Annotated in this window: 29 protein-coding genes; 13 read left to right on the forward strand and 16 right to left on the reverse strand. The window is 58.4% G+C overall.

All coding sequences use genetic code 11. From position 1 onward, the window contains the following. The first annotated feature begins 321 nt into the window (after positions 1–321). Entirely contained in the window at positions 322–621 is a 300-nt protein-coding gene (locus AC4GMC_RS08525) for a chaperone modulator CbpM (RefSeq protein WP_487876322.1), read from the forward strand. A gap of 8 nt (positions 622–629) precedes the next feature. Here AC4GMC_RS08525 and AC4GMC_RS08530 read toward each other — a convergent pair whose 3' ends face one another. Beyond that, entirely contained in the window at positions 630–1,280 is a 651-nt protein-coding gene (locus AC4GMC_RS08530) for a DUF2238 domain-containing protein (RefSeq protein ID WP_487879241.1), read from the reverse strand. Positions 1,281–1,338: 58 nt separating this feature from the next. On the opposite strand from AC4GMC_RS08530, the gene AC4GMC_RS08535 reads away from it, so the two are divergent. After that, positions 1,339–2,043: an endonuclease/exonuclease/phosphatase family protein gene (locus AC4GMC_RS08535; protein ID WP_487879242.1), complete on the forward strand. Its 705-nt coding sequence runs from the start codon at positions 1,339–1,341 to the stop codon at positions 2,041–2,043. Here AC4GMC_RS08535 and AC4GMC_RS08540 read toward each other — a convergent pair. Continuing rightward, entirely contained in the window at positions 2,033–2,872 is an 840-nt protein-coding gene (locus AC4GMC_RS08540) for a universal stress protein (protein ID WP_487876325.1), read from the reverse strand. The genes AC4GMC_RS08535 and AC4GMC_RS08540 overlap by 11 nt on opposite strands. Before the next feature lie 135 nt (positions 2,873–3,007). Here AC4GMC_RS08540 and AC4GMC_RS08545 point away from each other — a divergent pair, with 135 nt between their 5' ends. Both AC4GMC_RS08545 and AC4GMC_RS08550 read left to right on the forward strand, forming a co-directional pair. After that, entirely contained in the window at positions 3,008–4,222 is a 1,215-nt protein-coding gene (locus tag AC4GMC_RS08545) for an EI24 domain-containing protein (protein WP_487876326.1), read from the forward strand. Beyond that, positions 4,219–4,656, forward strand: a complete 438-nt coding sequence (locus tag AC4GMC_RS08550; protein WP_487876327.1) for a DUF2267 domain-containing protein — start codon at positions 4,219–4,221, stop codon at positions 4,654–4,656. The genes AC4GMC_RS08545 and AC4GMC_RS08550 overlap by 4 nt, the downstream gene beginning before the upstream one ends. Positions 4,657–4,698: 42 nt before the next feature. On the opposite strand, the gene AC4GMC_RS08555 is transcribed toward AC4GMC_RS08550, so the two are convergent. Further along, positions 4,699–5,373, reverse strand: a complete 675-nt coding sequence (locus AC4GMC_RS08555) for a helix-turn-helix domain-containing protein (protein WP_487876328.1) — start codon at positions 5,371–5,373, stop codon at positions 4,699–4,701. Between the two features lie 165 nt (positions 5,374–5,538). Here AC4GMC_RS08555 and AC4GMC_RS08560 point away from each other — a divergent pair, with 165 nt between their 5' ends. Further along, positions 5,539–6,306: a response regulator gene (locus AC4GMC_RS08560; RefSeq protein WP_487876329.1), complete on the forward strand. Its 768-nt coding sequence runs from the start codon at positions 5,539–5,541 to the stop codon at positions 6,304–6,306. Here AC4GMC_RS08560 and AC4GMC_RS08565 read toward each other — a convergent pair. The 6 genes from AC4GMC_RS08565 to AC4GMC_RS08590 form a co-directional block, all read right to left on the reverse strand. Continuing rightward, positions 6,273–7,835, reverse strand: a complete 1,563-nt coding sequence (locus tag AC4GMC_RS08565) for an ATP-binding protein (RefSeq protein WP_487876330.1) — start codon at positions 7,833–7,835, stop codon at positions 6,273–6,275. The two genes, AC4GMC_RS08560 and AC4GMC_RS08565, sit on opposite strands and share 34 nt — an antisense overlap. A 66-nt stretch (positions 7,836–7,901) precedes the next feature. Then, a complete protein-coding gene (locus tag AC4GMC_RS08570) occupies positions 7,902–9,062 on the reverse strand; it encodes a site-2 protease family protein (protein WP_487876331.1) in 1,161 nt (386 codons plus the stop codon). Between the two features lie 225 nt (positions 9,063–9,287). Continuing rightward, positions 9,288–9,971 carry a fumarylacetoacetate hydrolase family protein gene (locus tag AC4GMC_RS08575; RefSeq protein WP_487876332.1) on the reverse strand — a complete coding sequence of 228 codons (684 nt, stop codon included), beginning with the start codon at positions 9,969–9,971 and terminating at the stop codon, positions 9,288–9,290. 543 nt (positions 9,972–10,514) lie between these two features. Next, a complete protein-coding gene (locus AC4GMC_RS08580; protein WP_487876333.1) occupies positions 10,515–11,027 on the reverse strand; it encodes an RES family NAD+ phosphorylase in 513 nt (170 codons plus the stop codon). Continuing rightward, positions 11,027–11,377: an MbcA/ParS/Xre antitoxin family protein gene (locus AC4GMC_RS08585; RefSeq protein WP_416370234.1), complete on the reverse strand. Its 351-nt coding sequence runs from the start codon at positions 11,375–11,377 to the stop codon at positions 11,027–11,029. The genes AC4GMC_RS08580 and AC4GMC_RS08585 overlap by 1 nt, the downstream gene beginning before the upstream one ends. A gap of 798 nt (positions 11,378–12,175) precedes the next feature. Then, on the reverse strand, positions 12,176–13,363 hold the full coding sequence (locus tag AC4GMC_RS08590; protein ID WP_487876334.1) for a replication initiation protein: 1,188 nt from the start codon (positions 13,361–13,363) through the stop codon (positions 12,176–12,178). Positions 13,364–13,847: 484 nt separating this feature from the next. On the opposite strand from AC4GMC_RS08590, the gene AC4GMC_RS08595 reads away from it, so the two are divergent. Both AC4GMC_RS08595 and AC4GMC_RS08600 read left to right on the forward strand, forming a co-directional pair. After that, the gene (locus AC4GMC_RS08595) at positions 13,848–15,233 is read left to right on the forward strand and encodes an AAA family ATPase (protein ID WP_487876335.1); all 1,386 of its coding nucleotides are present in this window, start codon (positions 13,848–13,850) and stop codon (positions 15,231–15,233) included. Beyond that, on the forward strand, positions 15,233–16,294 hold the full coding sequence (locus AC4GMC_RS08600; protein WP_487876336.1) for a ParB N-terminal domain-containing protein: 1,062 nt from the start codon (positions 15,233–15,235) through the stop codon (positions 16,292–16,294). Before AC4GMC_RS08595 ends, AC4GMC_RS08600 begins: the two co-directional genes overlap by 1 nt. Here AC4GMC_RS08600 and arsJ read toward each other — a convergent pair. From arsJ to AC4GMC_RS08620, 4 genes are read right to left on the reverse strand one after another with little or no spacing between them, the layout of a single operon-like run. Beyond that, positions 16,280–17,533, reverse strand: a complete 1,254-nt coding sequence (gene arsJ, locus AC4GMC_RS08605; RefSeq protein WP_487876337.1) for an organoarsenical effux MFS transporter ArsJ — start codon at positions 17,531–17,533, stop codon at positions 16,280–16,282. The two genes, AC4GMC_RS08600 and arsJ, sit on opposite strands and share 15 nt — an antisense overlap. Then, positions 17,530–18,537 (reverse strand): ArsJ-associated glyceraldehyde-3-phosphate dehydrogenase, encoded by a 1,008-nt coding sequence (locus tag AC4GMC_RS08610; RefSeq protein ID WP_487876338.1) that lies wholly within the window; start codon positions 18,535–18,537, stop codon positions 17,530–17,532. The genes arsJ and AC4GMC_RS08610 overlap by 4 nt, the downstream gene beginning before the upstream one ends. A gap of 4 nt (positions 18,538–18,541) precedes the next feature. Then, positions 18,542–19,384, reverse strand: coding sequence for an arsenate reductase/protein-tyrosine-phosphatase family protein (locus AC4GMC_RS08615; RefSeq protein ID WP_487876339.1), 843 nt, complete (start codon positions 19,382–19,384; stop codon positions 18,542–18,544). A 54-nt stretch (positions 19,385–19,438) separates the two neighbouring features. Then, positions 19,439–20,449, reverse strand: a complete 1,011-nt coding sequence (locus AC4GMC_RS08620; protein ID WP_487876340.1) for a zinc ABC transporter substrate-binding protein — start codon at positions 20,447–20,449, stop codon at positions 19,439–19,441. Between the two features lie 76 nt (positions 20,450–20,525). Here AC4GMC_RS08620 and AC4GMC_RS08625 point away from each other — a divergent pair, with 76 nt between their 5' ends. The 4 genes from AC4GMC_RS08625 to AC4GMC_RS08640 all read left to right on the forward strand — a co-directional run bounded on the left by AC4GMC_RS08625 (position 20,526) and on the right by AC4GMC_RS08640 (position 22,881). Then, positions 20,526–21,023, forward strand: a complete 498-nt coding sequence (locus tag AC4GMC_RS08625) for a transcriptional repressor (RefSeq protein ID WP_488047469.1) — start codon at positions 20,526–20,528, stop codon at positions 21,021–21,023. Beyond that, positions 21,020–21,787: an ATP-binding cassette domain-containing protein gene (locus AC4GMC_RS08630; RefSeq protein WP_487876318.1), complete on the forward strand. Its 768-nt coding sequence runs from the start codon at positions 21,020–21,022 to the stop codon at positions 21,785–21,787. The genes AC4GMC_RS08625 and AC4GMC_RS08630 overlap by 4 nt, the downstream gene beginning before the upstream one ends. Continuing rightward, positions 21,787–22,584: a metal ABC transporter permease gene (locus tag AC4GMC_RS08635; protein ID WP_487876319.1), complete on the forward strand. Its 798-nt coding sequence runs from the start codon at positions 21,787–21,789 to the stop codon at positions 22,582–22,584. The genes AC4GMC_RS08630 and AC4GMC_RS08635 overlap by 1 nt, the downstream gene beginning before the upstream one ends. A gap of 141 nt (positions 22,585–22,725) precedes the next feature. Beyond that, the gene (locus tag AC4GMC_RS08640; RefSeq protein ID WP_487876320.1) at positions 22,726–22,881 is read left to right on the forward strand and encodes a hypothetical protein; all 156 of its coding nucleotides are present in this window, start codon (positions 22,726–22,728) and stop codon (positions 22,879–22,881) included. 7 nt (positions 22,882–22,888) lie between these two features. Here the strand turns inward: AC4GMC_RS08640 and AC4GMC_RS08645 are convergent, their stop codons facing one another. Beyond that, positions 22,889–23,734, reverse strand: coding sequence for a universal stress protein (locus AC4GMC_RS08645; protein ID WP_490391447.1), 846 nt, complete (start codon positions 23,732–23,734; stop codon positions 22,889–22,891). Between the two features lie 168 nt (positions 23,735–23,902). Here AC4GMC_RS08645 and AC4GMC_RS08650 point away from each other — a divergent pair, with 168 nt between their 5' ends. Next, entirely contained in the window at positions 23,903–24,202 is a 300-nt protein-coding gene (locus AC4GMC_RS08650) for a chaperone modulator CbpM (RefSeq protein WP_488082331.1), read from the forward strand. 8 nt (positions 24,203–24,210) lie between these two features. Here AC4GMC_RS08650 and AC4GMC_RS08655 read toward each other — a convergent pair whose 3' ends face one another. Further along, positions 24,211–24,861, reverse strand: a complete 651-nt coding sequence (locus AC4GMC_RS08655; RefSeq protein ID WP_058123577.1) for a DUF2238 domain-containing protein — start codon at positions 24,859–24,861, stop codon at positions 24,211–24,213. Positions 24,862–24,919: 58 nt separating this feature from the next. Here AC4GMC_RS08655 and AC4GMC_RS08660 point away from each other — a divergent pair, with 58 nt between their 5' ends. Beyond that, on the forward strand, positions 24,920–25,624 hold the full coding sequence (locus AC4GMC_RS08660; protein ID WP_490391448.1) for an endonuclease/exonuclease/phosphatase family protein: 705 nt from the start codon (positions 24,920–24,922) through the stop codon (positions 25,622–25,624). Here the strand turns inward: AC4GMC_RS08660 and AC4GMC_RS08665 are convergent. After that, positions 25,614–26,351 carry a universal stress protein gene (locus AC4GMC_RS08665; RefSeq protein ID WP_490391449.1) on the reverse strand — a complete coding sequence of 246 codons (738 nt, stop codon included), beginning with the start codon at positions 26,349–26,351 and terminating at the stop codon, positions 25,614–25,616. The genes AC4GMC_RS08660 and AC4GMC_RS08665 overlap by 11 nt on opposite strands. Positions 26,352–26,420: the final 69 nt, after the last annotated feature.

The raw sequence follows: 26,420 nt of genomic DNA on the forward strand, positions 1-26,420 counted from the left end.
AGGCATAGGCGGGCAGGGCGGGCGTGGGATCAACCAACAGGCACACAAGGTGGGTGCCGTCGCGGCCTGTCATCTCGGCCATGGCGGAAATCTCGGGGTCCGGGGTCGCGCTGTTCATCACAAAAAGAAGGGTGCGGCTGCTCATGGTGGTCTCCGTTTTTGGGGGCGGCTGGGGCCAAATCACGGGGTGAGCGTGACACGGGCGCGCGGAGTGAAACTGACAAAGATCAATGATGCGCAGGCCGGGTTGTGGCATCGGATGGGCAGGATGAACGGTTTGAACCGCGGGTGCGTTGGCGCGCCGAAGCAGGAGGAAGACGGATGAAAAAGACCACAAAGCGGAGAGAGGCGGGGGAAGCCCTATCGCTGCCGGATCTGTGCCGGTTTGTTCATGCAGATGAAGATTGGGTTATTGAGTTGGTGGAGGAGGGCGTCTTGACGCCCATGGGCAGTCATCGCGGGAATTGGCGGTTTGTGGGGGTTAGTATTGCGCGTGCGAAAAAGGCCGGTCGGTTGAGCCGTGACTTGGGGATCAACACGCCGGGTCTGGCGCTGGTGTTGGAGTTAATGGAGCAGCGCGATGCGGCGCTTCGGCGGCTTGCGCGATATGAAAGCCCGTAAATCAGGCTCTATTTCAGGCGATTTTTGTATTTGCGGTAGAGCCGGCCGTTTACCTTAATGAATTGTGACAGGCCCCGGCCCAAAAGGCCCGCCGAGCTTTCGCGTAGATAGAGGTAGCCCGTGACGCTGGCGATCAGGCCGCCAAACGCGTTGAGGATGAGGTCGCCCATTGTATCGCTGAGTCCGGATTTTTGCATGTTCATCCCGAGGCCTGCGTCCATCGTGAATTCGAAAATCTCCCATGTGGCGCCGACGGTCATGGCGATGCAAAAGCTGATCAGCGCGATGGCTGAGGGCGGGGCGGCGAAGCGGTCGCCTTCGAACAACATGAAGGCGAACAGAAACCCCATCAGCCCGAAACCCACCGCCGAAGAGCCGTGGAGCGCGAGGTCCCACCACCACAGGCGTTCGTAGAAATCAAAAGCCTCGCCCAGGAATATGGAGGCAAAGCAAAATAGGGTGGTGAACAGCAAAAACGGGAGCGGGAGGGTCAGGGACCAGCGGGCGGCGAGCATCGGCGGGACCAGCGCGAGGGTTAGTGTGGCAAAGCTGACGAAGGCGAGCGACCAGCGCGCTAGGCCCAGAGAAATTAACCCTGTGAGAAGCAGAAGTGTCCAGATGGTCAGCATTGTGCTGCTGGTGTTTGGGATCACCTTCATGGGGGTTAATCGCTCCGTGGGTGTTAAAATCGCACGTGTTAGACACTATTTAAGGGTGATGTCGTCACATTGCATCCGTATCGCCAGTTATAACATGCGCAAGGCCCGTGGGCTTGATCAAAGGCGCCGCCCAGAGCGGATCTGTGCGGTTCTTAACACTTTGGGGGCGGATGTTGTGGTTCTGCAGGAGGCAGATCGGCGGCTGGGACCCCGCCCGCCAGCATTGCCGCGAGACATGATCTTGGCCGAAACCGATTTTGAGGTGGTGGAGGTATGTGACAACGGGCTGAGCCTGGGGTGGCATGGCAACGCCGTTCTCGTGCGTAAAGGGCTGAGCACAGGCAACGTGCAGCGCGTGCCTTTGCCGGGGTTGGAGCCGCGCGGCGCGGTGCGCTTGGGGCTGAACGTGGGGTCGGGGCTGACGCTGGTGGCCACGCATCTGGGGTTGCGGCGGCGGGATCGACGCGCGCAGCTGCATGCGCTGAACGCGGCAACGGCCAATGACACCCACTGTATCATTGGCGGCGATTTCAACGAATGGTCCGATGCCAAGGGGCTAGAACCCTTGGCCGCGCGGTTCAGCACACATAGCCCCGGCCGGTCCTTCCATGCGCGGCGGCCGATTGCCGCGCTGGACCGGTTTGCCATGACGCCCGGTATCACGTTGCGTGATGCCGGGGTGGAGCAAGGGCCGTTGGCCAAGATCGCCTCGGACCATTTGCCGATCTGGACGGACATCGAGGTTCCGCCCGCTATTTGCTGAACAAGATCGGGACTTTGTGATCTCGGAGCAGTTCATACGATGTTGCGCCTATCACAAAATCATAAGTCGGAGAATGGCCAAACGCACCCGTGACGATCATGTCTGCGCCGTTTTCAAAGGCGACGGCGGTAAGGACCGATGCGATGCTTTCGCCCAAGGGATCGCGATGTTCTAGGGTGGGGCGCAACCCGTGTCGCGCGAACATTTCGGTTATGGCGATGGCATCATCGGCGGCCATCAGATCCTCGGCGGTGCGGCCCACGCTGAGCACAGTGAGGCGTGCGTCTGCGTCTGCAATGCACAGGACATCATGGGCTGCGCGCGCAGCTTCGCGTGTTTCGCTCCAGCCGAGGATGATGTTTTTGCCGATCTCGGGGCCTTGGTAATCTGCCGGTATAATCAGCACGGGCCGCCCGCATTCGCGGATCACGTCGCGCTGGACCCGGCGCATATCGCGGGGGTCGGTGTCTTGGCTGTCTTGGGCCATGATCACCAGATCAGCGGCACGGGCGCTTTCGATGGTGCGGTCGGTGGCTGAGCGGCTGTCAGCCTGTACAACGCGGTATTCGCTGACAAAATCCTCGGATCTGGTGTGGTGGTCAAAGACCTCTTTTATGGCGTTGGTTTCCTGCTTTTGACTGGTGTGAAATGCGGAAAACGCATCCTCGGGGATGTGCATGGCGATGCCGGGATAGACCAACACCGCTTCTACGGTGCGCAGGCCCACAAGATGCGCGCCGTGTTTTCGGGCAAGGGGCACTGCAAGGTTCAGAAGTGTCGCGGCCTGTTCGGCCGTCGTGAGACAGACAAGAATGGTCTTGGGTCGCATGGCGTGCTCCTTTGTGCGGCTTGGCCTTTGCGCAAAGGTTAACAGCGCGCAGGTATCACGGATTGATCCCTATCAATTGAGGCGCTGTCGGATCGCGTAGCTTGGCCCCATGATCGGGCTGCAAGGAGTGATCAAATGACCAAACATCCCAAAGTGACGGCCAGTGTTCTGGCGATTGCTTTGATCATTGTTGCAGGCGCGGTCCGCGCGGATGGCGACGATGTGTCGACGATCACCCATGGGGGCGACACCTATATCGCGGGCGGACAGGTGAATGAAACGATCCGCAGCACGGGCGACGCCTTTGTTTCTGCGCGCACGGTAGAGGCGCGGGGGGAAGCGGATCAGGATTTGCATGTGGCCGGGTTGGATGTGTCGATTGGGACGGATGTTGCGGGCGATATTTATGCCGCGGGCATGACCGTCGTGGTGCGGGGCGCCGTGGGCCAAGACCTGACGGTTGCGGGGTTTTCTATACGCACAGAGCGTGACGCGACCACCCAAGGCAATGCGCGGTTGTTCGGCAATTCAGTCACTATTGAAGGGCCAATTGAGGGGGCATTGATGGTCACGGGCCGCGACGTGATTGTGAATGCGCCCATCGCGGGCGACGTACGGATCATGGCGCAGACCCTGACGTTTGGCGCGGAGGCTGTCATCAGCGGTGCCCTAACCTATTCGACCCCGGACCGGATCACGGTGCCGCCCCGCGTGGCCGCCGAAGACCGGGTCGTGTTTGAGCGTCTTTCGCATGCCGAGATGTGGGAAGAATGGGATGAGATCGGGCAAGAACTGCCCGGGGTGCCGCCCTTTGCCTCGATGATATTGGGGTTCGTGATTTCGTTGCTGTTTTTCGTGGTGCTGGGGGCGTTGATGCTCAGCTTTATGCCTGAGCGGTTGGAGCGCCTGCGCCAGAGCGTGTCCGACGCGCCGGGACGGTCTTTTCTATTGGGGGTTGGGGGCTTGTCCGTGTTGTGCGGGTTGGTGCCGATCACCGCGTTGACGGTGGTGGGGCTGCCGTTTGTGCCGGTTGTTTTGCTGGCAATCGTGGTGGCGTGGATGCTGGGCTACGCGCTAGGGACGTATAGCGTGGCGATGCGGATCTGGGCCGGATTTGGCCATGAGGCGGACCCAAGCAACACAGCGCGCCTGTTGGTTTTTGCGGCGGCGTTGGGGGTGGTCGCGCTGTTGAATTTCATCCCCTTTGTGGGCTGGGTGGTCAATTACACGCTTGTTTTGTTGGGTGTTGGCGCGATGACCGGTGCTGCGTGTCGGCGCATGACGGGGGGATTTGAGCGCAACGCCAGGGCGCGCGGGGAGGAATCAAACCAAGAGAGGACAGTGCCATGACGACGCAAGGGTTGGAGGTGATCGATCACAGCGTGCAGTTGATCCATGAATGGATCAATGAGTTGGCGGGGCGGTTGGATTGGGCCTCAAAGCGGAATGCATTGCGGCTGTTGCGGGTGACTTTGCAGCGCGTACGCGATCATCTGCCGGGCGATGAGCTGGCGCAGTTTTCGGCGCAGATGCCAGTGTTTTTGCGGGGGTTTTTGTTTGAGGGCTGGGCCCCGAAACGGACCTTGTTTCACGAACGCTCGGCCCGTGAGTTTATTGCGACAATTGATAAGGCGATGGCCGAGAGCAGCGAATATCGGGGGAGTGAAGATATCCGTTGCGTGTTTGATCTGTTGAACGCGCGGCTAAGCGCCGGTGAGATCGAGGATATTCGCGCCTGCCTGCCGCAGGATTTGCGCGCATTGTGGCCCGCGCCCGAAGCGTAAAAACGGCCCTGCGGGGGTGCCCTGGGGCCGAAAAACCCTTTGTTAGTCTATATCGCCCAGTGACAACCCCAGAAGGGCGGTTGGTTTTTGGATGATGATTGTATGGCTTTGGTCAATCGCGATGATCTTGCTTTTGCGCAGTTGCGTGAACGTGCGGCTGACTGTTTCGGTGGTTAAACCAAGAAAATCCGCGATGTCGGACCGGCACATCGGCAGTTTGACCTGACGATAGTTTCCCAAATCCTCCCCGACACGATCTGTTAACACACATAAAAACGACGCCAGCTTTTCGGTGGCCGATTTTCGCCCAAGCATCATGAAGTGGTCTTGCATGGCGCTGATCTCGCGCAGGGCGGCTTGTAACAGGGCGTTGTGAAGGACGGGATCGCCTTCGCCGGTTTCAAGATGCGCGCGGCGGAACGGTTGCAGGCGCGCGTCTGTCAGAGTTTCGCAATCTGTGTGGTGTCGGCCATCGGTCGGAAATCCAATGATATCGCCGGGATAGCCAAAGGCGATGACCTGGCGGCGCCCATCCGTAAGCAGCCGGGTCAGCCGCACAACGCCGCTGGTGACTTGATACAGCCAGTCCACTTTATCGCCTTCGTAGTACAAAAAGGCACCGGGGCGCAGGCGGGCCTCTGCGGGTTTTGGGGTACTGCTGGCCAAGGGGGCAAGGGGGGTGGCAATCGTGCCGGGATCAGGAATTGTGACGTACATCGACGTGTCCTCCGCGCTCGTGTCGGAGTGACATTGGTTAACGAGTGTAATATGCATTAAATGCTATATGTAGCGTTTTGTAATTTTTTGTAACTGGGGGTCACCGGTTTTGGGGTGCAGATACGGCCCCCGCGCGGCCCATTTTATGTATTGTGAGAAACAAATATGGGTGATCCGACAATTCTGATTGTGGATGATGACCCCAAGATACGAACGCTTTTGCGCAACGTGTTAGAGGGCGATGGGTTCGCAGTGCATGAAACCGCATCAGCGGCTGGCGTGCATAAGGCGCTGGCGCAGGGGCACATTGATCTGATCACGCTGGATATTAATCTTGGTAAAGATAACGGTGTTGATCTCGCGCGGGAAATACGGCGCACGTCCGCGGTGCCGATTGTGATGTTATCGGGCAAGGACGACGTGATTGATCGCGTCGTTGGGTTAGAGGTCGGGGCGGATGACTACATCACCAAACCGTTCCACATTCGCGAAGTGACTGCGCGTATTCGGAGCGTTCTACGCCGGTCAAAGTGTACAGGCGCGGCGCAGGTTTCTTCGGTTGAGGTGCCCTCGGACGATCATGTTTTGCAGTTTCATTTTGATGGCCTCACAGCAATACCGGAGCAGTTGGAACTGTTGGATCGCAATAACCTTGAATGTAATCTGACAGTTGGCGACTTTAAGCTGTTGATGATATTTCTTGAACGGCCCAAGCGGGTCCTGTCGCGTGATCAGTTGCTGGACCTCACTGGTGGGACCTCTTGGACGCCGATGGATCGCACAATCGACAATCAGATCGCCCGGCTTCGCAAGCAGATTGAGCGCGACCCCTCAACCCCTAAGCTGATCAAGACGGTGCGCGGCGTAGGCTATACCCTGACTTGTTCAGTCACGGAGGTTCACGCCCCCGAGCTGGGCCCAAGCAAAGCGTGAAGCCGTTTGATCAGATCAGCCTGACGGTAAGGTTTGTGAAGGATTTCTTGCGGCGTGGCGCCTGACATTGAGCCTGTGACGGCGTCGCTGGCGTAACCGGAGGTTAACAGGACCTTTAGGTGAGGAAATTCCGTGCGGATGCGCGCAGCGAGATCATAGCCGTTCAATGTGCCGGGCATCACCAAATCAGAGAAGACCAAGTCCACGGCGACCCCGTCCTTAAGCATTTGGTAAGCCTCATCCCCTGAGCTGGCCTCCTGTGTCTCGAAGCCCAAATCGCGGATGCGTTCAACTGAGATTTTGCGCACCAGCGCATTGTCTTCGACCACCAAAATACGTTCTTTGTTGCCATGCCAAGGCGCGGAGGGTGTATCGGATTGAGGCGCGGTGTCGAGCGTTGCAGCCGCGTGGGCCGATGGGAAATAAAGGCCAAAACTGGTGCCATGCCCCGGCTCACTATACAGTGTTATGTGCCCGCCCGATTGGCGTACGAACCCGTAAACCATCGCAAGGCCAAGCCCTGTCCCATTGCCATCAGATTTGGTGGTAAAGAATGGCTCAAAGGCACGGCTTTGCGCCTCTGGGGGCATGCCGGTCCCGTTATCGACGACGGAAAGACGAACGTAATGACCTGATTTTATGTCTGTTTCCTGAGCGATGTAATCATCGTCAATCGTAACGTTGGCGACAGAGACCATCAGCTCTCCGCCGTTGGGCATTGCGTCACGGGCATTGAGCGCGAGGTTCATCAGCGCTGATTGCAACTGCGTGGGATCAATCAATACCGGGTCCGCATCGGCCGCAAAATCAGTGCTGATCCGATAAGAGGCGCCAAGCGTGCGTTCGAGCAGGTGCAATGCGTCACGACATATTTCACCGAGATCTGATTTCACCGGATGCAGGGTTGTACGACGGGCAAACATCAGCAGTCGTTTGGTCAGGTCTGCTCCCAACTCTGCGGCTTCTAGTGCATCTTGGATAAGGGCCGTTTGGCGGTCATCTGTGTTGCGCATTTCGAGCAGCTCAAGGTTGCCGGTTACGATTGTTAGGATGTTGTTAAAATCATGGGCGATGCCGCCGGTCATTTGGCCAATGGCGTCCAGTCGCTGGGACCGAGAGAGCGCGGCTTCGGTGGATTTGCGTTGCGTCAGGTCATGCATAATACCGATGAAGATTTCATCACCATCGGTCCCGGCACGGCCCACAGACAAATGTAGTGGGAAAACGGTGCCGTCCTTACGTTTTCCTTCGACTTCGCGGCCCAGCCCGATGATCCGCTTTTGGCCCGTGGTCATGTGGTCGGACATGAACCCGTCGTGCAAATGGGCCAATGCATCGGGCATCAAGATGCGCACATTTTGGCCCTGCATGTCTTGGGTCGTGCGTTGAAACATCTTTTGTGCAGAATTGTTAACGCTGAGGATTTTGCCTGTGCGATCCGAAACCACGACCGCATCCACCGCCGCGTCCATAATGGCCAGCAGAATTGCATTGGTCTGGTTGGGGTCATCCTTGTGGGTGTCATGCACGGCTTCGCTCCTCCCCACGGGTTGGGCCAATGGGTGGGGGCAGTACAAACCGAAACGGTTCATTTATCAATCTTGGAGTGGTTCGCCATTGGATGTGTTGGGCTGGACATGGCCATTTTGCGAGGTCAGCACAGGGGTTAAATCTGCTGTGGTTAACACACCCAAAAGGTCATGCTCTTTGACGACCATAAATTTGCGTCGCCCGGTGCGCGCAATGGTATCCAGAACCTCAGAGATTGGCAGATCAGGGTCAAGCATGACGGCTGGATCAAGCCCTGCAAACACGTCACCCACCCGCGTATTTGCCCAGTTTTCTCGGTCGATGGCTGCTAGGACAGACATGTCGATGTGCCCCAATAAGACGCCGGTTTCGGTGACGGGAACAAAGCTTTTACGCGCGTGCAGGATGATGTCATGAATGACATCGGACAGCATCATATCGGGGCTGGCGGTTGTTGGATTTGGGGTCATTAAGGTGCGCACAGTTTGACTATTTGAGGTCAATTTGAGCAGGTGTTGCGCCATGCTTGCGCGCGCCGCGAGCAAAACAAATGTGCCGATTAAGATCGACCAAAGCCCGGAAGCAATTGCCCCGCGAAAAAGCGCAATAACCCCCAACCACATCAGCCCATAGGCCAACAGGCTGCCCGATTGGGTTGCCACGCGTGTCGCCATCAGAGCGTCGCCTGTTTGATACCAAACCGCCGCGCGCAGCACGCGTCCACCATCCAATGGGAAGGCAGGCAAGAGGTTAAACAGGGCCAACACAAGGTTAATGGTGCCAAGGTATATTAGAATGGCCACGATTGGCTCCGAGGCGCCAGTTTCGGCGACCAAGGCCCCAAGTACCCAAAATCCAAACGCAAGACATATCGACATCGCAGGGCCCGCTACAGCGATCCAAAACTCGGCTCGGGCTGAGTGCGGTTCGCGGCTCATCTCTGCGACACCACCGAAGAGAAAGAGGGTGATGCCTTTGATTTCGATGCCCAATTGGCGGGCCACTACGGAATGGGCTAACTCGTGGAGTAGCAAGGACGCGAACAACCCCAACATGCCAAAAACGGCCATGGCCATATATGTGGATGGCGGGGCGCCCGGCAGGGCTTGGGGGAAGTATTGGCGCGAAAGGCTCCAGGTGATGAGGGCTGCAATCAGCACCCATCCGGGGGCAATCTTTATGTCGAAATCGTTAATCGAAAACAGTTTTACGGCATTTGCAAACATGATCGCCTCGTTTCTGTGCGCAACGTTATACGCTTTGAACAAGGTCTGATTGATTTGGCTCAAGCTTTGGGGTTCAGCTCCGATAGAATAGTATTGGTAGTCTGCTTGTGACGGATCGGGTGTGTAGCTAACATCCGCAGGTCGTCACCTGATATGTTAATAGCGCTTTATCGCATAATCAAGATTATGTATTCACACTGCCAACACAACAGGCCAAGTCTGCTCTTAAACGACTGTCACCGACATCGTCCCAAGAGCAGGAATTTCCACTTCCATCACATCACCCTTAACGATTGGCCCGACACCCGATGGTGTCCCCGTCATGATGACGTCGCCTGCCGCCAGCTCAAAGTACTCTGACAAATAGGAAATCATCTCAGGGGTTTTCCAAATCAGTTGGTTCAAATCCCCCTCCTGACGCACTTCGCCGTTAACCTTGAGCGTGATCGCCCCTTCCTCCAGATGGCCAACTTCGGCCACAGTGTGGATCGGTCCAATGGGTGCGGACCGCTCAAACGCCTTGCCAATTTCCCATGGGCGACCCGCCTTTTTCATCTCACCCTGACGGTCACGGCGCGTCATGTCTAGCGACAGCGCGTACCCATAAACATGGTCCATCGCACTTTCGACAGGGATATTCGTGCCACCGGACTTCAACACAACGGTCAGTTCCGCTTCATGATGCACATCGGACGTATGGGGCGGGTACGGGAACTCACCCGAAGCATCTAGATTGTTCGGGTTCTTTTGAAAAAAGAACGGCGCCTCACGGTCCGGGTCATGACCCATCTCAATCGCATGGGCTGCGTAGTTGCGCCCGATGCAATACACGCGGCGTACTGGAAATGCCCCTCCGGACTTCACGGGGATCGACGTCACAGGCGGCGCGGGGATCACGAATTCGGTCATTTAGAGGCTCCAATCTCAAAAACAGCCTGACCACTATAGACCGGGCCATCCAAATTCAATCCAACCAATATTCAGATTGGTTTGGCCTATGCAGGCACGTCTCGTTGCCCGCAATTTCTCGGTCACAAAACACAAATAATGGCCGCGCCCCGTCAGTACAGGCTTGGTCACAGGGCACAGTCTAGGGGCCGCCTCGGTGAACGGATCGCAACACTGCCAAGGCAGCATTAAGTATTGATATAGAACTTAATGTCGAAACGGGTGCGCAGCACCGCGTTTCAGCCTCCACGCCCCCTGCCCTAACAGGCAATGGCCCATCAGGTTCGAAGGAATAGCATAATCGCCAATTTACCAACCTGATGGCCCCAAAAATAACGGCCCAGCACCCAAAAGGATACCGGGCCGCAATAAATAACTGGGAGGATTATGTACAATATACTCCGAGCGTAACCTCAACGGCACCTAAAGCAAGTATTATTTTAATACTTATAGAAATGCTAACACAAAGATCACAGACCAGTTCAAACGCGCGGTTCACGCACGTCACATCCGTGACAGCCGATCTTCGTCATCCACAACCGCCAGCGCGCGGCCCGCGCCCGTCCAATTCCACGCCACGATGTTAAAATCCGACGCAGACGCCCCCTTTGCAAAGCTCTTGATTAACAACCCCGCAAACCCATCAGCAATCAGTCTGCGTGCAAAATCCTGCGTAGGCACCGCCTGCCCGTCCAGCATCCTCATGCGCCACGCAGGATCGCCCAGCATCGCCGCCGACATCCCGTATCGCTCTATCTCACCCTCATCCCGCGCATCAAAAACTGGACCCAAATCAGCCGTATAAGACACTAAAATCGTAGGTTGCAGGCTTCCGACCTGGTTGGCCTCTCGCAGCGCAGTCCCCGGCGCAAGCGCCGTATAAAGAGCAGGCACACCCTTAGGGTTAAACCGCCCGCCATAACGCTCTGCCCCGCGACCAGACAGAGGCGTGCGCGCATAAACAGGGTTCAACGCCCGATACAGCGGCCCCGCATAGCGCCCATCCTTCAAAGGCATCAGGCAAAGACGCCCGCATCGACCGCATCAATATATTCCAAAACCTGTTGCGCTTTGCCTTCCTGCACAAGCTGCATGGCCGTGCGCCCGTCAAACCCGGGCAAAGGCTCTGATCGGTACCACGCATAGGCCATCAGTTCCGACCCAAAACGCGGCTCCACCTTGTTGAGCACTTCGACCAATTCACGCAAGCGGCGCTGCGTCTTGTCCGAACTGATACGCGCACGCCGCTGCAACGCATCCTTGCCCAAACCAACGGTCAAAGCGATCTCCTCAGCGGAGGTGCGCAAAACAGCCGCGATCTTCCGAGGCTCAAATTGTCCAGCTTCAGCAAAGTTAGTGATATGCATGGTCGACACTCCAACAGCTATACTGACGCTATATAGCGACATTTTCACTGAATTTCAAGCCACCAGAGGCCTCCACACCTTCTACACAGCCCCCTGCCCGCTCCGCTGGTTTCCGAATACGCGCTCCAGCCAGCAACCAAACCACCCTGCCCTACTGGTCTCCGCACTCAGTATCCACACATCCAAAACTGACGCGACATCATCGGACTGCCCCATCAACTCCGGAAAGTCAGCCCCTACCCCCAAAGCCCCGGCGCGGCATCAAAACGGCGCGACAAACCTTCTGCCCAATAACCTCGGATCCATCCAGCACGAGATCAGAATTAACCGAGAAAGCAGCGACCAACCCGCCCCCACTCAGCCCTACAGGTACCCGCTGTAGATGAGCCTTCTACGCACCTCAGGGGCATCACAAAGCCCACCCGATGTTGCCTCACGAACAAACACTTTACACTCATCATCAAACAAATCGTGCTAGCTTTCGGCGCGTAAAGCCACCCATCTCAACATTATCGTTTGGCTAATTAGAACCATCTCTAATGCATACGTCATTCGAGCTTAACAGAAGCAATCAAGAGCTCTGTTCAAACAAAACAGAATCCAGCCAACGCCCAGATGCCCGCGATATCGAAGCAGCCGTGACCGCGCCTATCTCATCCCAACGAGTTTAGCCGTGTCATAGGACCGCTCAAAGCGCCGCCATTTCAGTTAGACACGTCCGCCTCGAGATTGAGACCAACCGCAATGCAGCAAGCCCTGACCTTACAGTAGCTACAATAGAGGAAGCTTCAGGATAGCTTACGATTTCGAGCCTTGAATGTCGTCAAAAATGCCAGGACTCAGATCCTCCCAAAACGCTTCAATCGCATCTCGGTTCAGAGCCGACATCCATCCGTGTCGCTCGAAGTCCGCGCGGGCACCGCCTTCAAGCCTAGAACCGAACAAGCGTTTATCTGCATCCCGTTGCGTGGGAGACCGCGATGCTGCGGCATCTCTGATCGCCCCGAGTTTCGCGCCCCGTTCAGAGAGTGGTTTCGCCGGGGGGTTTCGCGGCGAAACCTGCTCTGACTCTTCTAGAGCTCGGGTTAAATAGGCTGCAGCATTGCGCACGTCTTCGCGACCCAGAACGTAGTCGAGCTTTACCGCTAAGGCACCCTCACCGTGCTCCTTAATCCACTGCCTCGCAAGTCGATCCGTCACCCCAAGCGCAAGCAATTTTGGATATACCTCTGAATTCCTCAACCCTTCACCATCATCCAAATCGAGTATTGAAAGCTGAGGATTGTCAGCAATCTTAAACCGAATGTGACTGACGGCACGCCCGGTTTTTCGCAGATCCGGCGTGACGATAATATTGGAAGACTTATTAACCTCTGCGACCGCAGGCTTAATGATCTTGGCATTCAAATGCTTGAAGGTCTCGTAATAAGGACTGTCACCGACGCCCATGAGGCGGCGGAAAAGGTCTAGGTCCCACCAACCTGTCGACCCCGTGCGGATGAACCGATAGCAATTCTCGTATAAGGCGAGCGCGTGACCGGACGTGAAACGCCTTTGGATGTTAAGATTGATTAACGCAAAGACTTTTGGGTCATGCAGCTTTTGGGCGAGGGCAGGGGAGTAGGCGTATTCACAGACCCCACCCTTTAGCTTTGCGAAGGACAAAAGAGCCGAGACACCCCATTCTTGCTGGCCTTTCTCATCCAGCATATCCCACTCGGCCACCGTCTCGGCGAGTCCGCGGAGAGCTGCCTTCAGCGTGTCGGTATCATTGGAATTGTAGCCAATCATCAAGCAAAGAGTGCGTGCATCGATACGGTGCGCGGCTTGGGTTGTGATTGTGTCATATGCGTTGAGCAAGAGAACGTTGGACAATTTACGTTGCAGCAAGGTTAACTTGCCCGAGACGTGAATCGCCGCAACGTGCTTTTTTACAGCCCGTCGACGCAAAGCTCCGGTTAGGTCTTCCTTGGGAATCTCATCCATTTTTCTGCCCTTTTGAGCCAATGTGCCTTTTAGGGTGCCTGAAAGCAAGGTAGAGTTGGGCACCTTTGAAAATAGGCTGAACTAACTACTCAGCTCCTGAAAGGTGCCCATTTGCGGGATCGCGAAACCGCGAAACCCACGGTACAGTGCCTAAACAAGGGGTTTCGCGAGGGTTTCGTGTGCGGTGAGTCGCAATTCCTGCGAATCGGTGCATGTTCTCCTGCATATAGGCACCATTGAACCTGCTAATGGGTGCTGATGAACCCGTAAGTGGGTACCTATATCCATTTAACCTATTGACTCAAAACACTTAATAACACTCAAAGTCTTTAAATATTAGTAAAGAATCTTAAATCGAAAGCCGACCTTTTATCGGTATGTTCTAACAATAAAGAAAATTCTGGCGCGAGAGACTGTCATGTGACATGTTTTGGGCAATATCGCCGAAAAAGGCGAACACATAGGTCCTGAGCAGGAATCCGATATGGCGCGTACTCCCAATGGCAAAGCACCTTTGCCACCGTATTTCAATATAGACCCCAAAGCGGCTGCGGATAAATTGTCTGCGCCAATTGATACTGCCCGGTTCTCAAAGGCGGCGGCATTTGCGGCCCGCGGACGGGATGATTTAGCCAAACGCGGCTATGCCCCAGATGGCAAGAAACGGCTTCGGAAATTTTCGACTTGGGAAGTGTGCAGGTATTTGATTCCGGTTGCTGCCGCGCACCTGCGGCGAGTTTTGCGCCAGAACCCAGACTTGCCGCAAGGCGAGGGGGAGGGGAACAGCAAGTGGTTTACGCTGGAGGATATTGTGGCCATCCGCGAGCACTTTGCCGCGGAAGGTGCCAAGGATAGAGACTATCGCGCGTGGCGACCCGAAGGTTTACCCGCGAAGGTTTTGGCGGTTGCAAACTTTAAGGGCGGGGTCGGAAAAACATCCACGGCGGCGCATTTGGCAATGTCGGCCGCGTTGGATGGATACCGTGTTTTGGTTGTGGATTTGGACAGCCAAGGGTCGATGACCTCGATCATGGGGGGCACGGTTGAGGACGAATGGCAGACGGTTTTCCCGCTATTGGCGCGTGATTTTGCTAGCCATTTGGAAGAGGAGAACAAGGTTCGGCGCGCGGCAGGTGAGGCCGAACATGCCTTCGATGAGACGCTGACGGAGGCGCGCGGCCTGGATCCGGCAAGCCTAATTCAATCAACGCACTGGCCGAACATTGACCTGATCGGCGCCCAATTGAACCTGTACTGGGCTGAATTTCAGGTACCTGTGTGGCGCATGCAGACGCGGGGCTGGGCGCTGTGGGACAGTCTGCACAATGCTTTGCAGGACGGAGGTATGCTGGATGAGTACGATATTATCATCCTCGATACGCCGCCCGCGCTGGGATACTTAACCATTAACGCCTTGGCGGCGGCGGATATTTTGTTGGTACCGTTGGGTGCCTCGTTCCTGGAATTTGATAGTACGGGGCGGTTTTTCGACATGATTTATTCGACATTTGCTTCGATCGAAGAGGGCGAGAATGCGCGGCGCAGATCGCTTGGCTTGGCGGAAACGCGGTTTGAATGGGACGCCGTTCGGGCGTTAATCACGCGGTTTGATGCCGGTCAGCAGACCGACTTGGCGAATGTGATCCAAGCCTATTTTGGAGACTTCATGACAACTTACCGGCAGGAAACCACCGCAATGGTGGGGCAGGCGGGTGAGCAGGTTTCAGGAATTTATGAGACAGATTACCGCGAATTTAACCGTGATACCTATGTGCGTGGGCGCGAGACATTTGATCGGACGTGGGCGGAGGTCAAGGAAGTGATCTTGGCCACGTGGTGGCGCGATCAGGCGATGAAGGAGGCTGAGTGATGGCCAAACGCAGAAAGCTGGAGACGCCCTCGGCGGAGGATTTGAGCAAGCTGGCCGCAGAAATTGACGGGGCTTCCGGAGAGAGCGCGCGCAGCGTAAAGCCCGCGCCTATTAGCCAAATCGCGGCGGAAGCGGCAGGAGCGGTGGACCCGCGCCCCAGTGGGGACCGCACCGCGAGCGCCCAGTTGAGCCGCGCCGAAGAGCAAGGATTGTTGATCCGCGAGATAGCGTTGGACGACATCGAGGCCGAGGCCTTGGTGCGGGACCGCGTGGTGTTGGACGCGGTGGCGTTGGAGGAATTGCGCGCCTCAATCGAGCGCAACGGCATCCGTTTGCCCGTGGAAATTTATGCCAACGCGCCGGGGTCTGCGCGGCCCTATGCGCTGTTGTCGGGGTATCGGCGTTTAGTCGCAGTGCGACAGTTGTTCGAGGCCACGGGGGATGCGAAATGGTCGACCATCAAGGCGATTGTGCGCGCGCCCGACGCCTTGGGTGGGCCGTTCGTTGCGATGGTCGAGGAAAACGAGATCCGCGCGCAGCTGAGCCATTATGAGCGGGGCCGAATTGCGGTGATCGCAGCGCAACAGGGCGTGTTTGCCAACACCGAAGCCGCCGTGAACGCGTTGTTCCCGGTGGCGAGTAAGGCGAAACGGTCGAAGATACGGTCCTTTGCGGTGATCTTTGAGGAATTGGGCGATGTGCTGCATTTCGCGGATTTGATCACGGAAAAGCTGGGATTGCGGATCGCGAATGCGCTGCGCGAGGGACATGAGGAGCATCTGCGCGATATCGTGATTAACGGTCTGGCGGATACCCCCGATCAGGAGGTCGCCTTGTTGCACAAGGCGCTGGATGCGTTGGGGCCTGAGTTGGATGCGCCGCGGCGCTCTGGGCGGCCGCGCAAGCAGGCGGATGCGGTGACGCGTACGGGCAGTGGTATGGCGATGAGTGCCGCGCGCAAGGGTCGTGTTACGACCATTCGGATTGAGGGCAGGGCGCTGGAAAACCCCGCGTTAGAGACCCTTTTGGCCCAAATTGAGCGGTTGTTACGCGAGGAGTAGGCGGCGCGCGGCCAGCCAGCTGGCCAGTGCCATCAGGCCCGCAGTTGCGAGGCATGCGGGGAGTCCCCCGAGTTGGTAGCTGACGCCGGAGAGGAGGGTGCCGATGAGCCGCCCCGCCGCGTTTGCCATATAGTAGAAGCCTACGTCGCGGGTGATGCGCTCGGCCTTGCCGAAGGCGAGGATGAGGTAGGAGTGGACCGAGGAGTTCACCGCGAAGACAAACCCGAAGATGAGGAGCCCTGTCACGAGGGTTGCGGTGAGCCATGGCGCAGGGCCGTCAGTTGTGAGCGTAAGGGCTGCGAGCACGAATGGGATTGGGACGAGTGCGCCGGCCCAGGTGATGGCTTTGCGGGTGATGGTCGCCTCGGATTGGGTGGGGCCGCCGAGGATGCGCGGGGCGAGGGCTTGGACCGCGCCGTAGCCGATGATCCAGAGCGCCATGAAGCCGCCGACGAGGAAAAATGCCTCACGGCGACCATCGGGGGTGCCGTCGGAGAGCACGCTTTGGAAGTAGATCGGGAGGCCCACGACGAACCATACATCGCGCGCGCCGAACAGGAACATCCGGGCGAGGCTGAGACGGTTGACGCGGACGTCGGTGGAGCGCCATTCGCCGCTGGTTTTGGTGGGTTTGCTTGGGCCGGGTAGGCCGGGGGGCAGGAATGCTACGACCGCGATCAGGATCGTGAGCAACACCGCCGCCATGCCCCAGATCGCCGCTTGGAACCCTGCGAGGCCGAGCAGGGCAGCGCCGAGGAAAAACCCCGCCCCTTTGACCGCGTTTTTGGAGCCTGTGAGCACCGCGACCCAGCGAAAGAGGCCTCCGTTCTGGGAGGGGGCCAGCAGTTTAACGGCGGATTTGGACGACATCTTGGCGAGGTCTTTTGCGACACCAGACACGCCTTGGACGGCCATCACAAAAGTGACGGAAGCCGCGATGGACCATGCGGGGTCCAGCTGCGCCAAGGCCACGAGTGCCGCGATTTGCAGGCCAAGTCCCGCGTAGAGGGTGGCTGCAAGCCCGAACCGGGCCGCGAGCCAGCCCGCGCCAAGGTTGGTGATGATGCCCGCGACCTCATAGAGCAGGAATAGCCAAGCCAGTTGCACCGGCGAAAAGCCAAGCGCGTTGAAGTGCAACAAGACCAGCATCCGCAGCGCACCGTCCGACAGCATGAACGCCCAATAGGCGGCTGTGACGGCGGTGTAGGCGCGCAGCGGGTTGGCGGCGGCGGGTGTCATAGGGCGCGCGCGACCATGCGCGTGATGTCGCCCAAGCGGCAGCTATAGCCCCATTCGTTGTCATACCACGCATAGAGCTTGAGCTGGGTGCCATTGATCACCATCGTGGAGGGCCCATCGATGATTGCGGAGCGAGGATCATTAGTGAAATCGCAGGACACAAGGGGGCGGGTTTCATAGCCCAGAATGCCCTTGAGAGGGCCTGCGGCGGCGTCTGCGAACAGTTGGTTCACCTCGTCCACGGTGGTTTCACGGTCCAGTTCAAACACGCAATCCGTGAGCGAGGCGTTCAGCAGGGGCACGCGTACGGCGTGGCCGTTGAGGCGGCCTTTGAGTTCGGGGTAAATGAGGGTGATGGCGGTCGCGCTGCCGGTCGTGGTCGGGATCAGGTTCGTGAGCGCGGAGCGCGCGCGGCGCATATCCTTGGCGGGGCGGTCCACGATGGTTTGGGTGTTGGTCACATCGTGGATCGTCGTGATGGAGCCATGCTTGATGCCAAGGTTTTCGTGGATCACTTTGACCACGGGCGCGAGGCAATTGGTCGTGCAGGAGGCCGCCGTGACAAGGGGTTGCGTGCCGTCGAACAGATCATGGTTTACGCCGTAAACAAGGTTTAGGGCATCGCCGTCTTTGACCGGAGCGCTGACCACCACGCGCTTGACCCCCGCCGCGTAGTAGGGCGCGATTTTGGCGGCGGTTTTGAACACCCCTGTGCAGTCGATCACCAGATCGATGTTCATGTCCGCAAGGGGCAAGCCTTCGATGGTTTTTTCATGGGTTAGGGGGATGGTGCGGCCATCAATCGTGAGGCCGGTGTCCGTGTGGGTGACGGGGCGCGACCAGCGGCCATGGACGCTATCGAATTCGAGCAGGAGCGCGTGTTGTTCGGCGTCTCCGACGGGATCGTTGAGTAAGACGATTTCACCGCCTGCGCCGGTGTCGATCAGGTCGCGCAGGACGAGTTTTCCGATGCGGCCAAGGCCGTTGAGTGCGATGCGGGTCATGGAATTAACCTTGTTTAGGGGCGTCGATGCCAATGGCATCTAGATGCGTTTGGAGACAAATCGGGCTGAGCGCGGTGAAGGGAAGCCCGAGAAAGGCCGTAATCCGGTGGCGCAGGAGCGCGTAGGTCTGGGCGAAAATAGCGGCGCGTTCTGTGTGACTGCCGGGGGTGTTCACGGGGTCGGGGACGCCCCAATGCGCGGTATAGGGGTGGCGTGGCCATGGGGCGCAATCGCGCGCGGCGGCGGCGTCACACACGGTGAACACAAAGTCCAAATGCGGCGCGTCAGGCTGTTGGTATTCGGTGATGTGTTTTGCCCGCAGGCCGGACGTGTCGTGCCCGTTGCGCGCCAGTGTTTCCAGCGCAAGGGGGTGGAGCGTGCTGTTGGGCAATGTCCCGGCAGATGCGGCGCAAATTTTGACCGGGCTGTCGGGGGCAAGATCGCGCAACAGGGCCTCGGCCATGATAGACCGAGCGGAATTCTTGGAGCAGATGAACAACACGTTCCAAGGGCTGTTGGACGGGGCCGCGAGGCAGGCCTGTATGGGGGCTACAAGGTCAGGCCGGGCGCGGCCCATGTCCAGCGCGAGGTAGCTGAGGAGCGCCTCGGCTGCCTCGATGTTGACGGAATAGAACAGTGACCGGCCATCGCGGTCGACTTTTGCCAAGCCGCTGGCCACCAAATCCGACAGATGATGAGACAGGGTGTTTTGTTTCACCGCGAGCGCGGTTGCGATTTCGGTGGGGCGCACGCCCTGAGGGGCGAAACGCATCAACAGCCGAAACGTGGCCAATCGGCCGGGGTGGCCGAGGGTCGAGAGAGCGCGGGTGGCGAGCGTGGTATCCATATTTCCCGTTTTATGGAAATATGGATACCAGTCGAGTGAAAGTTTCGTGACAGTCTAGAGGCAGCCCGCCAATGCGCCGGCCAAATTGCGGATCAGTTGCGGGTAAAGCGCGGGCCCCGGTGTGAGGTCGATGCCGAGCGGGTCGCTTACGGCGGTTTTTGCCGTTGTGCCGTCGAGAATGGTTTCGATGATGCCAGCGTTGAACTGGGGCTCGGTCAGGACGCAGGCGATGTCCTGATCCCGGACGCGGTCGCGGACCTGTGCGATGCGTGCGGGGCTTGGGTCGGTTGCGTCGCTGAGCGATACTGCGCCCGCTGCGGGAAAGTCGAATGCGGCCTCAAAGTGTTGATACGCATCATGAAAAACGATGAAGTTGCGGCCGCGTACGGGGGCAAGTATGGCGTTTATTTCGGCGGTCAGCGCGTCAAGTTCGGCGCGGGCGGCGGCGGCGTTGGCAAAGTAGGTGCCGGCGTTTTCGGGATCTGCGGCGGACAATTGTGCCGCGATCAGGTTGAGCCATGCGCCTGCGTTCGTAGGTGAGAGCCAGGCGTGGGGGTCATGGGCGCCGTGGGCGTGGTCGTCGTGCGCGTGTTCATCGTGTTCCGCGTGATCGTCATGCGCGGCGTGATCTGTATGGTCTTTGTGATCGTCGTGCCCGTTGTCACTGTGCCCGTGGTCGTCATGATCATCGTGGCTATGGGCCTCAAACAGGGCGTCTTCGCGCAGATCGAGCTTGGTTGTGACGTCCGCCTCAAGCAGGGTCAGGACGCTTGCGTTGGTCGCGAGGGTTTCGACCGCGTGTTCCATCCATGGCGCGAGGTCTTCGCCCATCCACACCACGATATCTGCGTTTTGCAGGGCCGATGCCTCGGACGGGCGGAGGTTGTATTCATGGGGTGAGGCGCCGGGGGGCAGGATCAGATCGGGGGTGCCGACGTCCGCCATGACCCGCGCCACAAGCGAGTGGACTGGGGCGATGTCAACCGCGACGCGCGGGGCGTCGGCTAGGGCGGTGCCGCCGATCAATGTGAGACAAAGCGTGAGGGCGGGGCGGATTCTGGACATCGGGGCCTCTGTGTGATTGTATAACGTTGCGAGTCGTATAAATGATATATAATAACATGACAAGAGAGGCCCGCCCATGACGTCAAGCTCTGCCACCCCATTGGGATTTGAGGCGCATGATCACGCGGCCTGCGTGAGCGGCGCGTTGGAGGCCGCGGAAGCGCGCTGTGCGGCGGAAGGGCTGCGCCTGACCCCGGTGCGGCGCAAGGTTTTGGAGCTGTTGCTGCGTGAGCACCGCGCGCTTGGGGCCTATGCCATTTTGGATTTGTTGCGCGACGCGGGGTTTGGGTCACAGCCGCCGGTGGCGTATCGGGCGTTGGATTTTCTGGTGGAGCATGGGTTTGTTCACAAGATTGAGCGACTGAACGCGTTTGTCGCCTGCGCGCACCCCAATGAGCGGCATTCGCCCGCGTTTATGATTTGCCGATTGTGCGATGCCGTGGCAGAGGCGCAGTCAGGGCCCACGCGCGGCGCGCTGGGGGTGGCGGCGCAGGCGGCCGGGTTTGAGATTGAAAAGACGGTCATGGAGGCCGAAGGGGTCTGCCCCGCGTGTAAGGATAAACCCCGAGTATGAGTTTGATTTCGGTTGAAAATCTGAAGGTTCGCTATGGGGCGAACACGGTCCTGAGCAACGTATCGCTTGCGATTAACCCCGGTGAAATCGTGACGATTGTGGGGCCGAATGGGTCCGGCAAGACCAGTCTATTGCGGGCGATTATCGGGGCGGCGACGCCGGCGGCGGGCGCGATTACGCTGCAACCGGGGCTGAGGATTGGATACGTCCCGCAAAAGCTGCATATTGATCCGACGCTGCCGATCACGGTGGAGCGGTTCATGCAGTTGACCGCGCGGGTGCCACGGGCGGCCTGTCAGGCCGCGTTGGAAAAAGCGGGTGTGCCGGGGCTGCTAAAGCGGCAGATGTCACAGCTGTCGGGGGGCCAGTTTCAGCGTGTTTTGCTGGCGCGGGCGTTGATCAATCGCCCCGATGTTTTGCTGTTGGATGAAGCAACGCAAGGGCTGGATCAGCCGGGATCGGCTGCGTTTTATCAGCAGATTGAGACAGTGCGCCGTGACACGGGCTGCGCCGTTTTGATGATCAGCCACGAATTGCACGTCGTGATGAGCGCGTCGGACCGGGTGATTTGCTTGAACGGGCATGTGTGTTGTGAGGGCGCGCCAGAGGTTGTGGCCTCGGCCCCTGAATACCGTGCGCTGTTTGGAACCGGTACCGGTGGTGCGTTGGCGCTGTACCGCCACGATCATGACCACACACATGGGGATGATTGCGGGCATGACCACACGCACAGCCCGTCAAAAGAACATGAGGCCGCTGAATAATGTTAGATGATTTTATGACCCGCGCGACGCTTGCGGGGGTTGGGGTGGCGTTCGCGGCGGCTCCTTTGGGGTGTTTTGTCGTCTGGCGGCGGATGGCCTATTTTGGCGACGCCACGGCGCATGCGGCTATTTTGGGCATCGCACTGTCGTTGGCCTTGCAAATTTCGGTGTTTGCGGGGGCGATGGTGGTCGCGCTGATCATGGCGTTGATGGTGACGCATTTGGCCGGGCGTGGCTATGCGATGGACACGTTGCTGGGGGTTCTTGCGCACTCAGCGCTTGCGTTTGGGTTGGTGGCGGTGTCGTTCCTGTCGGGGGTACGGATCGATTTGATGGCGTATTTATTCGGCGATATCCTTGCGGTGTCGCGGCTAGATTTGTTGGTGATCTGGGGGGGGGCTGCGCTTGTGGTGGGGTTAATCCTCTGGCGGTGGTCGGCTTTGTTAACCTCAACCCTTAACGAGGAATTGGCCTATGCAAGCGGGCTAAACCCAAAGCGAGAGCAGCTTATCTTAACCATTTCGCTCGCGATTACGGTGGCGGTTGCGATTAAGGTTGTGGGTGTTTTGTTAATCGCGGCGATGTTGATCATCCCGGCGGCTGCGGCGCGTGGGCTGGCGCGCACGCCCGAAGCTATGGCGGGGATTGCCGCGGCGATTGGGGCGATTTCGGCGGTGGCGGGCTTGCAGGGGGCCTATGTGTTCGACACGCCGGCTGGCCCATCGATCGTATGTGTGGCGGCCATTTTGTTTGCCTGCCTTAACCTTTTGGGCTGGCGGAGCCGCAGTGGTGCCTAGGCGGGGTTGACGCGGATCAATCGCATTTGTCCTTTTGGCAGCACGTTGGGCTGACAGCAGAAAGGACAGGACATGGCGTTAATTAATCTGTGTGAAATCCTAATGAACCAAGATCCGAAGGGGCCGCCGAAGGAGGCCCCTATGCCCGACGATCCGGCGCCGATGCCGCCATCGCGCGAGGATCCGCAAACCGAAGAGCCCATCGCCCCACCGGCTACGCCGGAAATACCCGCGCCAGATGTGCCGATTGAAGTGCCGGGGAATAACCCGTTTGAGGCGGGACACACCCCGCGCTAGGCGCAGGTTAATGCGCCAAAAACACAGGTATTTCAGTTTGTTCAACCATTGTGCGTGTGGTCCCGCCTAGCACGGTCTGGATCATGCGCCCACGAGCGTAGGCCCCCATGACGATCAGGTCGGCGCCGGTTTCGCGCGCACGGTCTTGGATGCAATCTGAGATTGGTCTTTCGCCGCTAGGATACTGAGAAACGGTGACAGTGCAGCCATGATGGCTGAGCCATGCGGCCAAATCGGTGCCGGGATCTTGGCCATCGTGTTCGGGTGTCATGATGGGATCGATGCAGCCGATAACCACTTCTTGAGCATTCTTAAGGTAGGGCAGGGCGCCGTGCACCGCTGCCGCTGCGGGGGGGCTGCTGTCCCATGCGATGAACACACGGGCGGGTTTTTGGGCGGTGTTGGCATTGACCTGAAACCCGATGGGAGAATGGAACAGAACGCCGGAAATGGCTTCGCGCAGGAGGTGGGGTGTGTCGCGCAGGTTGTTGGCAAAGACGGCCTCATCACTGACGCGCGCGCACCGGGCCACCTGATGTTTGACGTGTAGTGAGGCCGTGAGCGTACCCATGACTTGGCCCGAGGTGCCGTGGTGCGCGAGCAGTTTTTCGACCTCATCCACGCGGGTTTGTTGTGCGTTATGAGCCTGTTGGACCTGTAATTGCCAGTTGTCAGGGATGTTGACGGCGCCGTAGGGCGGGATGCCGTAGGCATAGGCGGGCAGGGCGGGCGTGGGATCAACCAACAGGCACACAAGGTGGGTTTCGTCGCGGCCTGTCATCTCCGCTATGGCGGCAATCTGGGCGTCTGGGGTTGCGCTGTTCATCACGAAAAGAAGGGTGCGGCTGCTCATGGTGGTCTCCGTTCTGGGGGCGGCTGTGGCCAAATCATGAAGGGAGCGTGACACGGGCGCGTGGGCCGGGACTGACAAAGATCAATGGACCTTGGGTCGTGCTGTGGCATCGGAAGGGGGTTAACGGATTGGACCGTGGGTGTTGGCGCCCAAGCAGGAGAGAAGCGGATGAAGAAGACCACACGATGGAGGGAGACGGCGGACGCGCTATCGCTGCCGGATCTGTGCCGGTTTGTTCATGCAGATGAAGATTGGGTTATCGAGTTAGTAGAGGAAGGCGTGTTGACCCCCGTGGGCAGTCATCGCGGGAATTGGCGGTTTGTGGGGGCGAGTATCGTGCGTGCGAAAAAGGCCGGTCGGTTGAGCCGCGATCTGGGGATCAACGCACCGGGTCTGGCGCTTGTGTTGGAATTAATGGAGGAACGGGATGCGGCGCGCCGGCGGCTTGCGCGGTATGAAACTCCGTAAAGTAGGCTCTATTTCAGGCGATTTTTGTATTTCCGATAGAGCCGGCTGTTTACCTTTATGAACTGTGACAGACCGCGGCCCAACAGGCCCGCCGGGCTTTGACGCAAGTAGAGATAGCCCGTGACGCTAGCGATCAGACCGCCGAATGCGTTGAGGATGAGGTCGCCCATCGTGTCGCTAAGACCGGATTTTTGCATGTTCATCCCAAGGCCTGCGTCCATCGTGAATTCAAAGATCTCCCATGTGGCGCCGACGGTCATCGCAACGCAAAAGCTGATGAGCGCGATGGCGGAAGGGGGTGCGGCGAAGCGGTCGCCTTCGAACAACATGAAGGCGAACAAGAACCCCATGAGGCCAAATCCCACCGCCGAAGAGCCGTGGAGCGCGAGGTCCCACCACCACAGACGTTCGTAGAAATCGAACGCCTCGCCCAGAAAGATGGAGGCAAAGCAAAACAGCGTGGTGAACAGCAAAAAGGGTAGCGGAAGGGTCAGGGACCAGCGGGCTGCGAGTAGCGGGGGGACCAGCGCGAGGCTGAGGGTTGTGAGGCTGACGAAGGCGAGGGACCAGCGCGCTAGGCCCAAAGAAATTAACCCCGTTAACAGTAGAAGTGTCCAGATGATCAGCATTGTACTGCTGGTATTTGGGATCACTTTCATGGGGGTGAATCGCTCCGTAGGTGTTAAAATCGCACGTGTTAGACACTATCTATGTGGGATGTCGTCACATTTCATCCGTATCGCCAGCTATAACATGCGCAAGGCCCGTGGGCTTGATCAACGACGTCGCCCCGAGCGGACCTGCGCAGTTCTTAACACTTTGGGGGCGGATGTTGTGGTCTTGCAAGAGGCGGATCGGCGGCTGGGGCCGCGTCCGCCTGCGCTATCGCGAGAGATGATTGCAGCGGAAACCGATTTTGACGTGGTTGAGGTGTGCGACAATGGGCTGAGCCTTGGGTGGCACGGCAATGCGGTTTTGGTGCGCAAGGGGCTGAGCGCGGGTGACGTGCAGCGCGTGTCTTTGCCGGGGTTGGAGCCACGCGGCGCGGTTCGCGTGGGGCTGAACGTGGTGCCGGGGCTGACGCTTGTGGCTACCCATTTGGGGCTGCGACGGCGAGATCGTCGTGCGCAGTTGGCCGCGCTGAATGCGGCTACGGCTGATGATACCCATTGCATCATTGGCGGTGATTTTAACGAATGGTCGGTGACCAAAGGGCTGGAACCCTTGGCCGCGCGGTTCAATACCCACAGTCCGGGCCGGTCGTTCCATGCGCGGCGTCCGATTGCGGCACTGGACAGGTTTGCGATGACGCCAGGTGTCATTTTGCGCGACGCCGGGGTTGAGGAAGGACCGTTGGCCAAGATCGCCTCGGACCATTTGCCGATCTGGTCGGACATCGAAATCCCGCCCGCTACTTGCTGAATAAGATGGGAACTTTGTGATCGCGCAGCAGTTCATACGAGGTCGCGCCGATCACAAAATCATAGGTCGAAGAATGGCCGAACGCACCTGTGACGATCATGTCGGCGCCTTTTTCAAAGGCCACGGCGCTGAGGACCGATGCGATGCTTTGGCCCAAGGGATCGCGATGTTCTAGGGTTGGGCGCAACCCATGGCGCGCGAACATTTCGGTAATGGCTATGGCATCATCGGCGGCCATCAGGTCCTCGGCGGTGCGGCCCACGCTTAGCACGGTTAGGCGCGCATCAGGCTCGGCGATGCATAGGACATCATGTGCGGCGCGCGCGGCTTCGCGGGTTTCGCTCCAGCCGAGGACGATCTTTTCGCCGATCTCGGGGCCTTGATAATCAGCGGGGATTACCAGCACCGGCCGCCCACATTCGCGGATCACGTCGCGCTGGATTTGGCGCATATCGCGGGGGTCTGTGTCTTGGCCATCTTGGGCCATAATCACCAGATCAGCGGCGCGGGCGCTTTCGATCATGCGGTCGATGGCGGAGCGGGTATCAGCCCGTACAACCCTAAATTCGCTCACAAAATCCTCGGGGCTGGTGTGGTGTTCGAAGATATCTTCGATTTCGGCGGTTTCTTTATTTTGGCTGCTGCGAAAAGCCAAAAACGTGTCTTCGGGAATGTGCATGGCGATGCCGGGATAGACCAAGATCGCTTCTACGGTGCGCAGGCCCACAAGATGCGCCCCGTGTGTTGATTGTCACTGAGAACTGACCCGGTAGCCCCATAAATTGTCACTGAGAAT

The sequence above is a fragment of the Thalassobacter sp. genome, assembly GCF_982993085.1.

Coding starts and splice junctions, on each gene's coding strand:
- AC4GMC_RS08525 (WP_487876322.1), top strand. CDS start 322: ATGAAAAAGACCACAAAGCGGAGAGAGGCGGGGGAAGCCCTATCGCTG.
- AC4GMC_RS08530 (WP_487879241.1), bottom strand. CDS start 1,280: ATGAAGGTGATCCCAAACACCAGCAGCACAATGCTGACCATCTGGACA.
- AC4GMC_RS08535 (WP_487879242.1), top strand. CDS start 1,339: ATGTCGTCACATTGCATCCGTATCGCCAGTTATAACATGCGCAAGGCC.
- AC4GMC_RS08540 (WP_487876325.1), bottom strand. CDS start 2,872: ATGCGACCCAAGACCATTCTTGTCTGTCTCACGACGGCCGAACAGGCC.
- AC4GMC_RS08545 (WP_487876326.1), top strand. CDS start 3,008: ATGACCAAACATCCCAAAGTGACGGCCAGTGTTCTGGCGATTGCTTTG.
- AC4GMC_RS08550 (WP_487876327.1), top strand. CDS start 4,219: ATGACGACGCAAGGGTTGGAGGTGATCGATCACAGCGTGCAGTTGATC.
- AC4GMC_RS08555 (WP_487876328.1), bottom strand. CDS start 5,373: ATGTACGTCACAATTCCTGATCCCGGCACGATTGCCACCCCCCTTGCC.
- AC4GMC_RS08560 (WP_487876329.1), top strand. CDS start 5,539: ATGGGTGATCCGACAATTCTGATTGTGGATGATGACCCCAAGATACGA.
- AC4GMC_RS08570 (WP_487876331.1), bottom strand. CDS start 9,062: ATGTTTGCAAATGCCGTAAAACTGTTTTCGATTAACGATTTCGACATA.
- AC4GMC_RS08575 (WP_487876332.1), bottom strand. CDS start 9,971: ATGACCGAATTCGTGATCCCCGCGCCGCCTGTGACGTCGATCCCCGTG.
- AC4GMC_RS08580 (WP_487876333.1), bottom strand. CDS start 11,027: ATGCCTTTGAAGGATGGGCGCTATGCGGGGCCGCTGTATCGGGCGTTG.
- AC4GMC_RS08585 (WP_416370234.1), bottom strand. CDS start 11,377: ATGCATATCACTAACTTTGCTGAAGCTGGACAATTTGAGCCTCGGAAG.
- AC4GMC_RS08590 (WP_487876334.1), bottom strand. CDS start 13,363: ATGGATGAGATTCCCAAGGAAGACCTAACCGGAGCTTTGCGTCGACGG.
- AC4GMC_RS08595 (WP_487876335.1), top strand. CDS start 13,848: ATGGCGCGTACTCCCAATGGCAAAGCACCTTTGCCACCGTATTTCAAT.
- AC4GMC_RS08600 (WP_487876336.1), top strand. CDS start 15,233: ATGGCCAAACGCAGAAAGCTGGAGACGCCCTCGGCGGAGGATTTGAGC.
- arsJ (WP_487876337.1), bottom strand. CDS start 17,533: ATGACACCCGCCGCCGCCAACCCGCTGCGCGCCTACACCGCCGTCACA.
- AC4GMC_RS08610 (WP_487876338.1), bottom strand. CDS start 18,537: ATGACCCGCATCGCACTCAACGGCCTTGGCCGCATCGGAAAACTCGTC.
- AC4GMC_RS08615 (WP_487876339.1), bottom strand. CDS start 19,384: ATGGATACCACGCTCGCCACCCGCGCTCTCTCGACCCTCGGCCACCCC.
- AC4GMC_RS08620 (WP_487876340.1), bottom strand. CDS start 20,449: ATGTCCAGAATCCGCCCCGCCCTCACGCTTTGTCTCACATTGATCGGC.
- AC4GMC_RS08625 (WP_488047469.1), top strand. CDS start 20,526: ATGACGTCAAGCTCTGCCACCCCATTGGGATTTGAGGCGCATGATCAC.
- AC4GMC_RS08630 (WP_487876318.1), top strand. CDS start 21,020: ATGAGTTTGATTTCGGTTGAAAATCTGAAGGTTCGCTATGGGGCGAAC.
- AC4GMC_RS08635 (WP_487876319.1), top strand. CDS start 21,787: ATGTTAGATGATTTTATGACCCGCGCGACGCTTGCGGGGGTTGGGGTG.
- AC4GMC_RS08640 (WP_487876320.1), top strand. CDS start 22,726: ATGCCCGACGATCCGGCGCCGATGCCGCCATCGCGCGAGGATCCGCAA.
- AC4GMC_RS08645 (WP_490391447.1), bottom strand. CDS start 23,734: ATGAGCAGCCGCACCCTTCTTTTCGTGATGAACAGCGCAACCCCAGAC.
- AC4GMC_RS08650 (WP_488082331.1), top strand. CDS start 23,903: ATGAAGAAGACCACACGATGGAGGGAGACGGCGGACGCGCTATCGCTG.
- AC4GMC_RS08655 (WP_058123577.1), bottom strand. CDS start 24,861: ATGAAAGTGATCCCAAATACCAGCAGTACAATGCTGATCATCTGGACA.
- AC4GMC_RS08660 (WP_490391448.1), top strand. CDS start 24,920: ATGTCGTCACATTTCATCCGTATCGCCAGCTATAACATGCGCAAGGCC.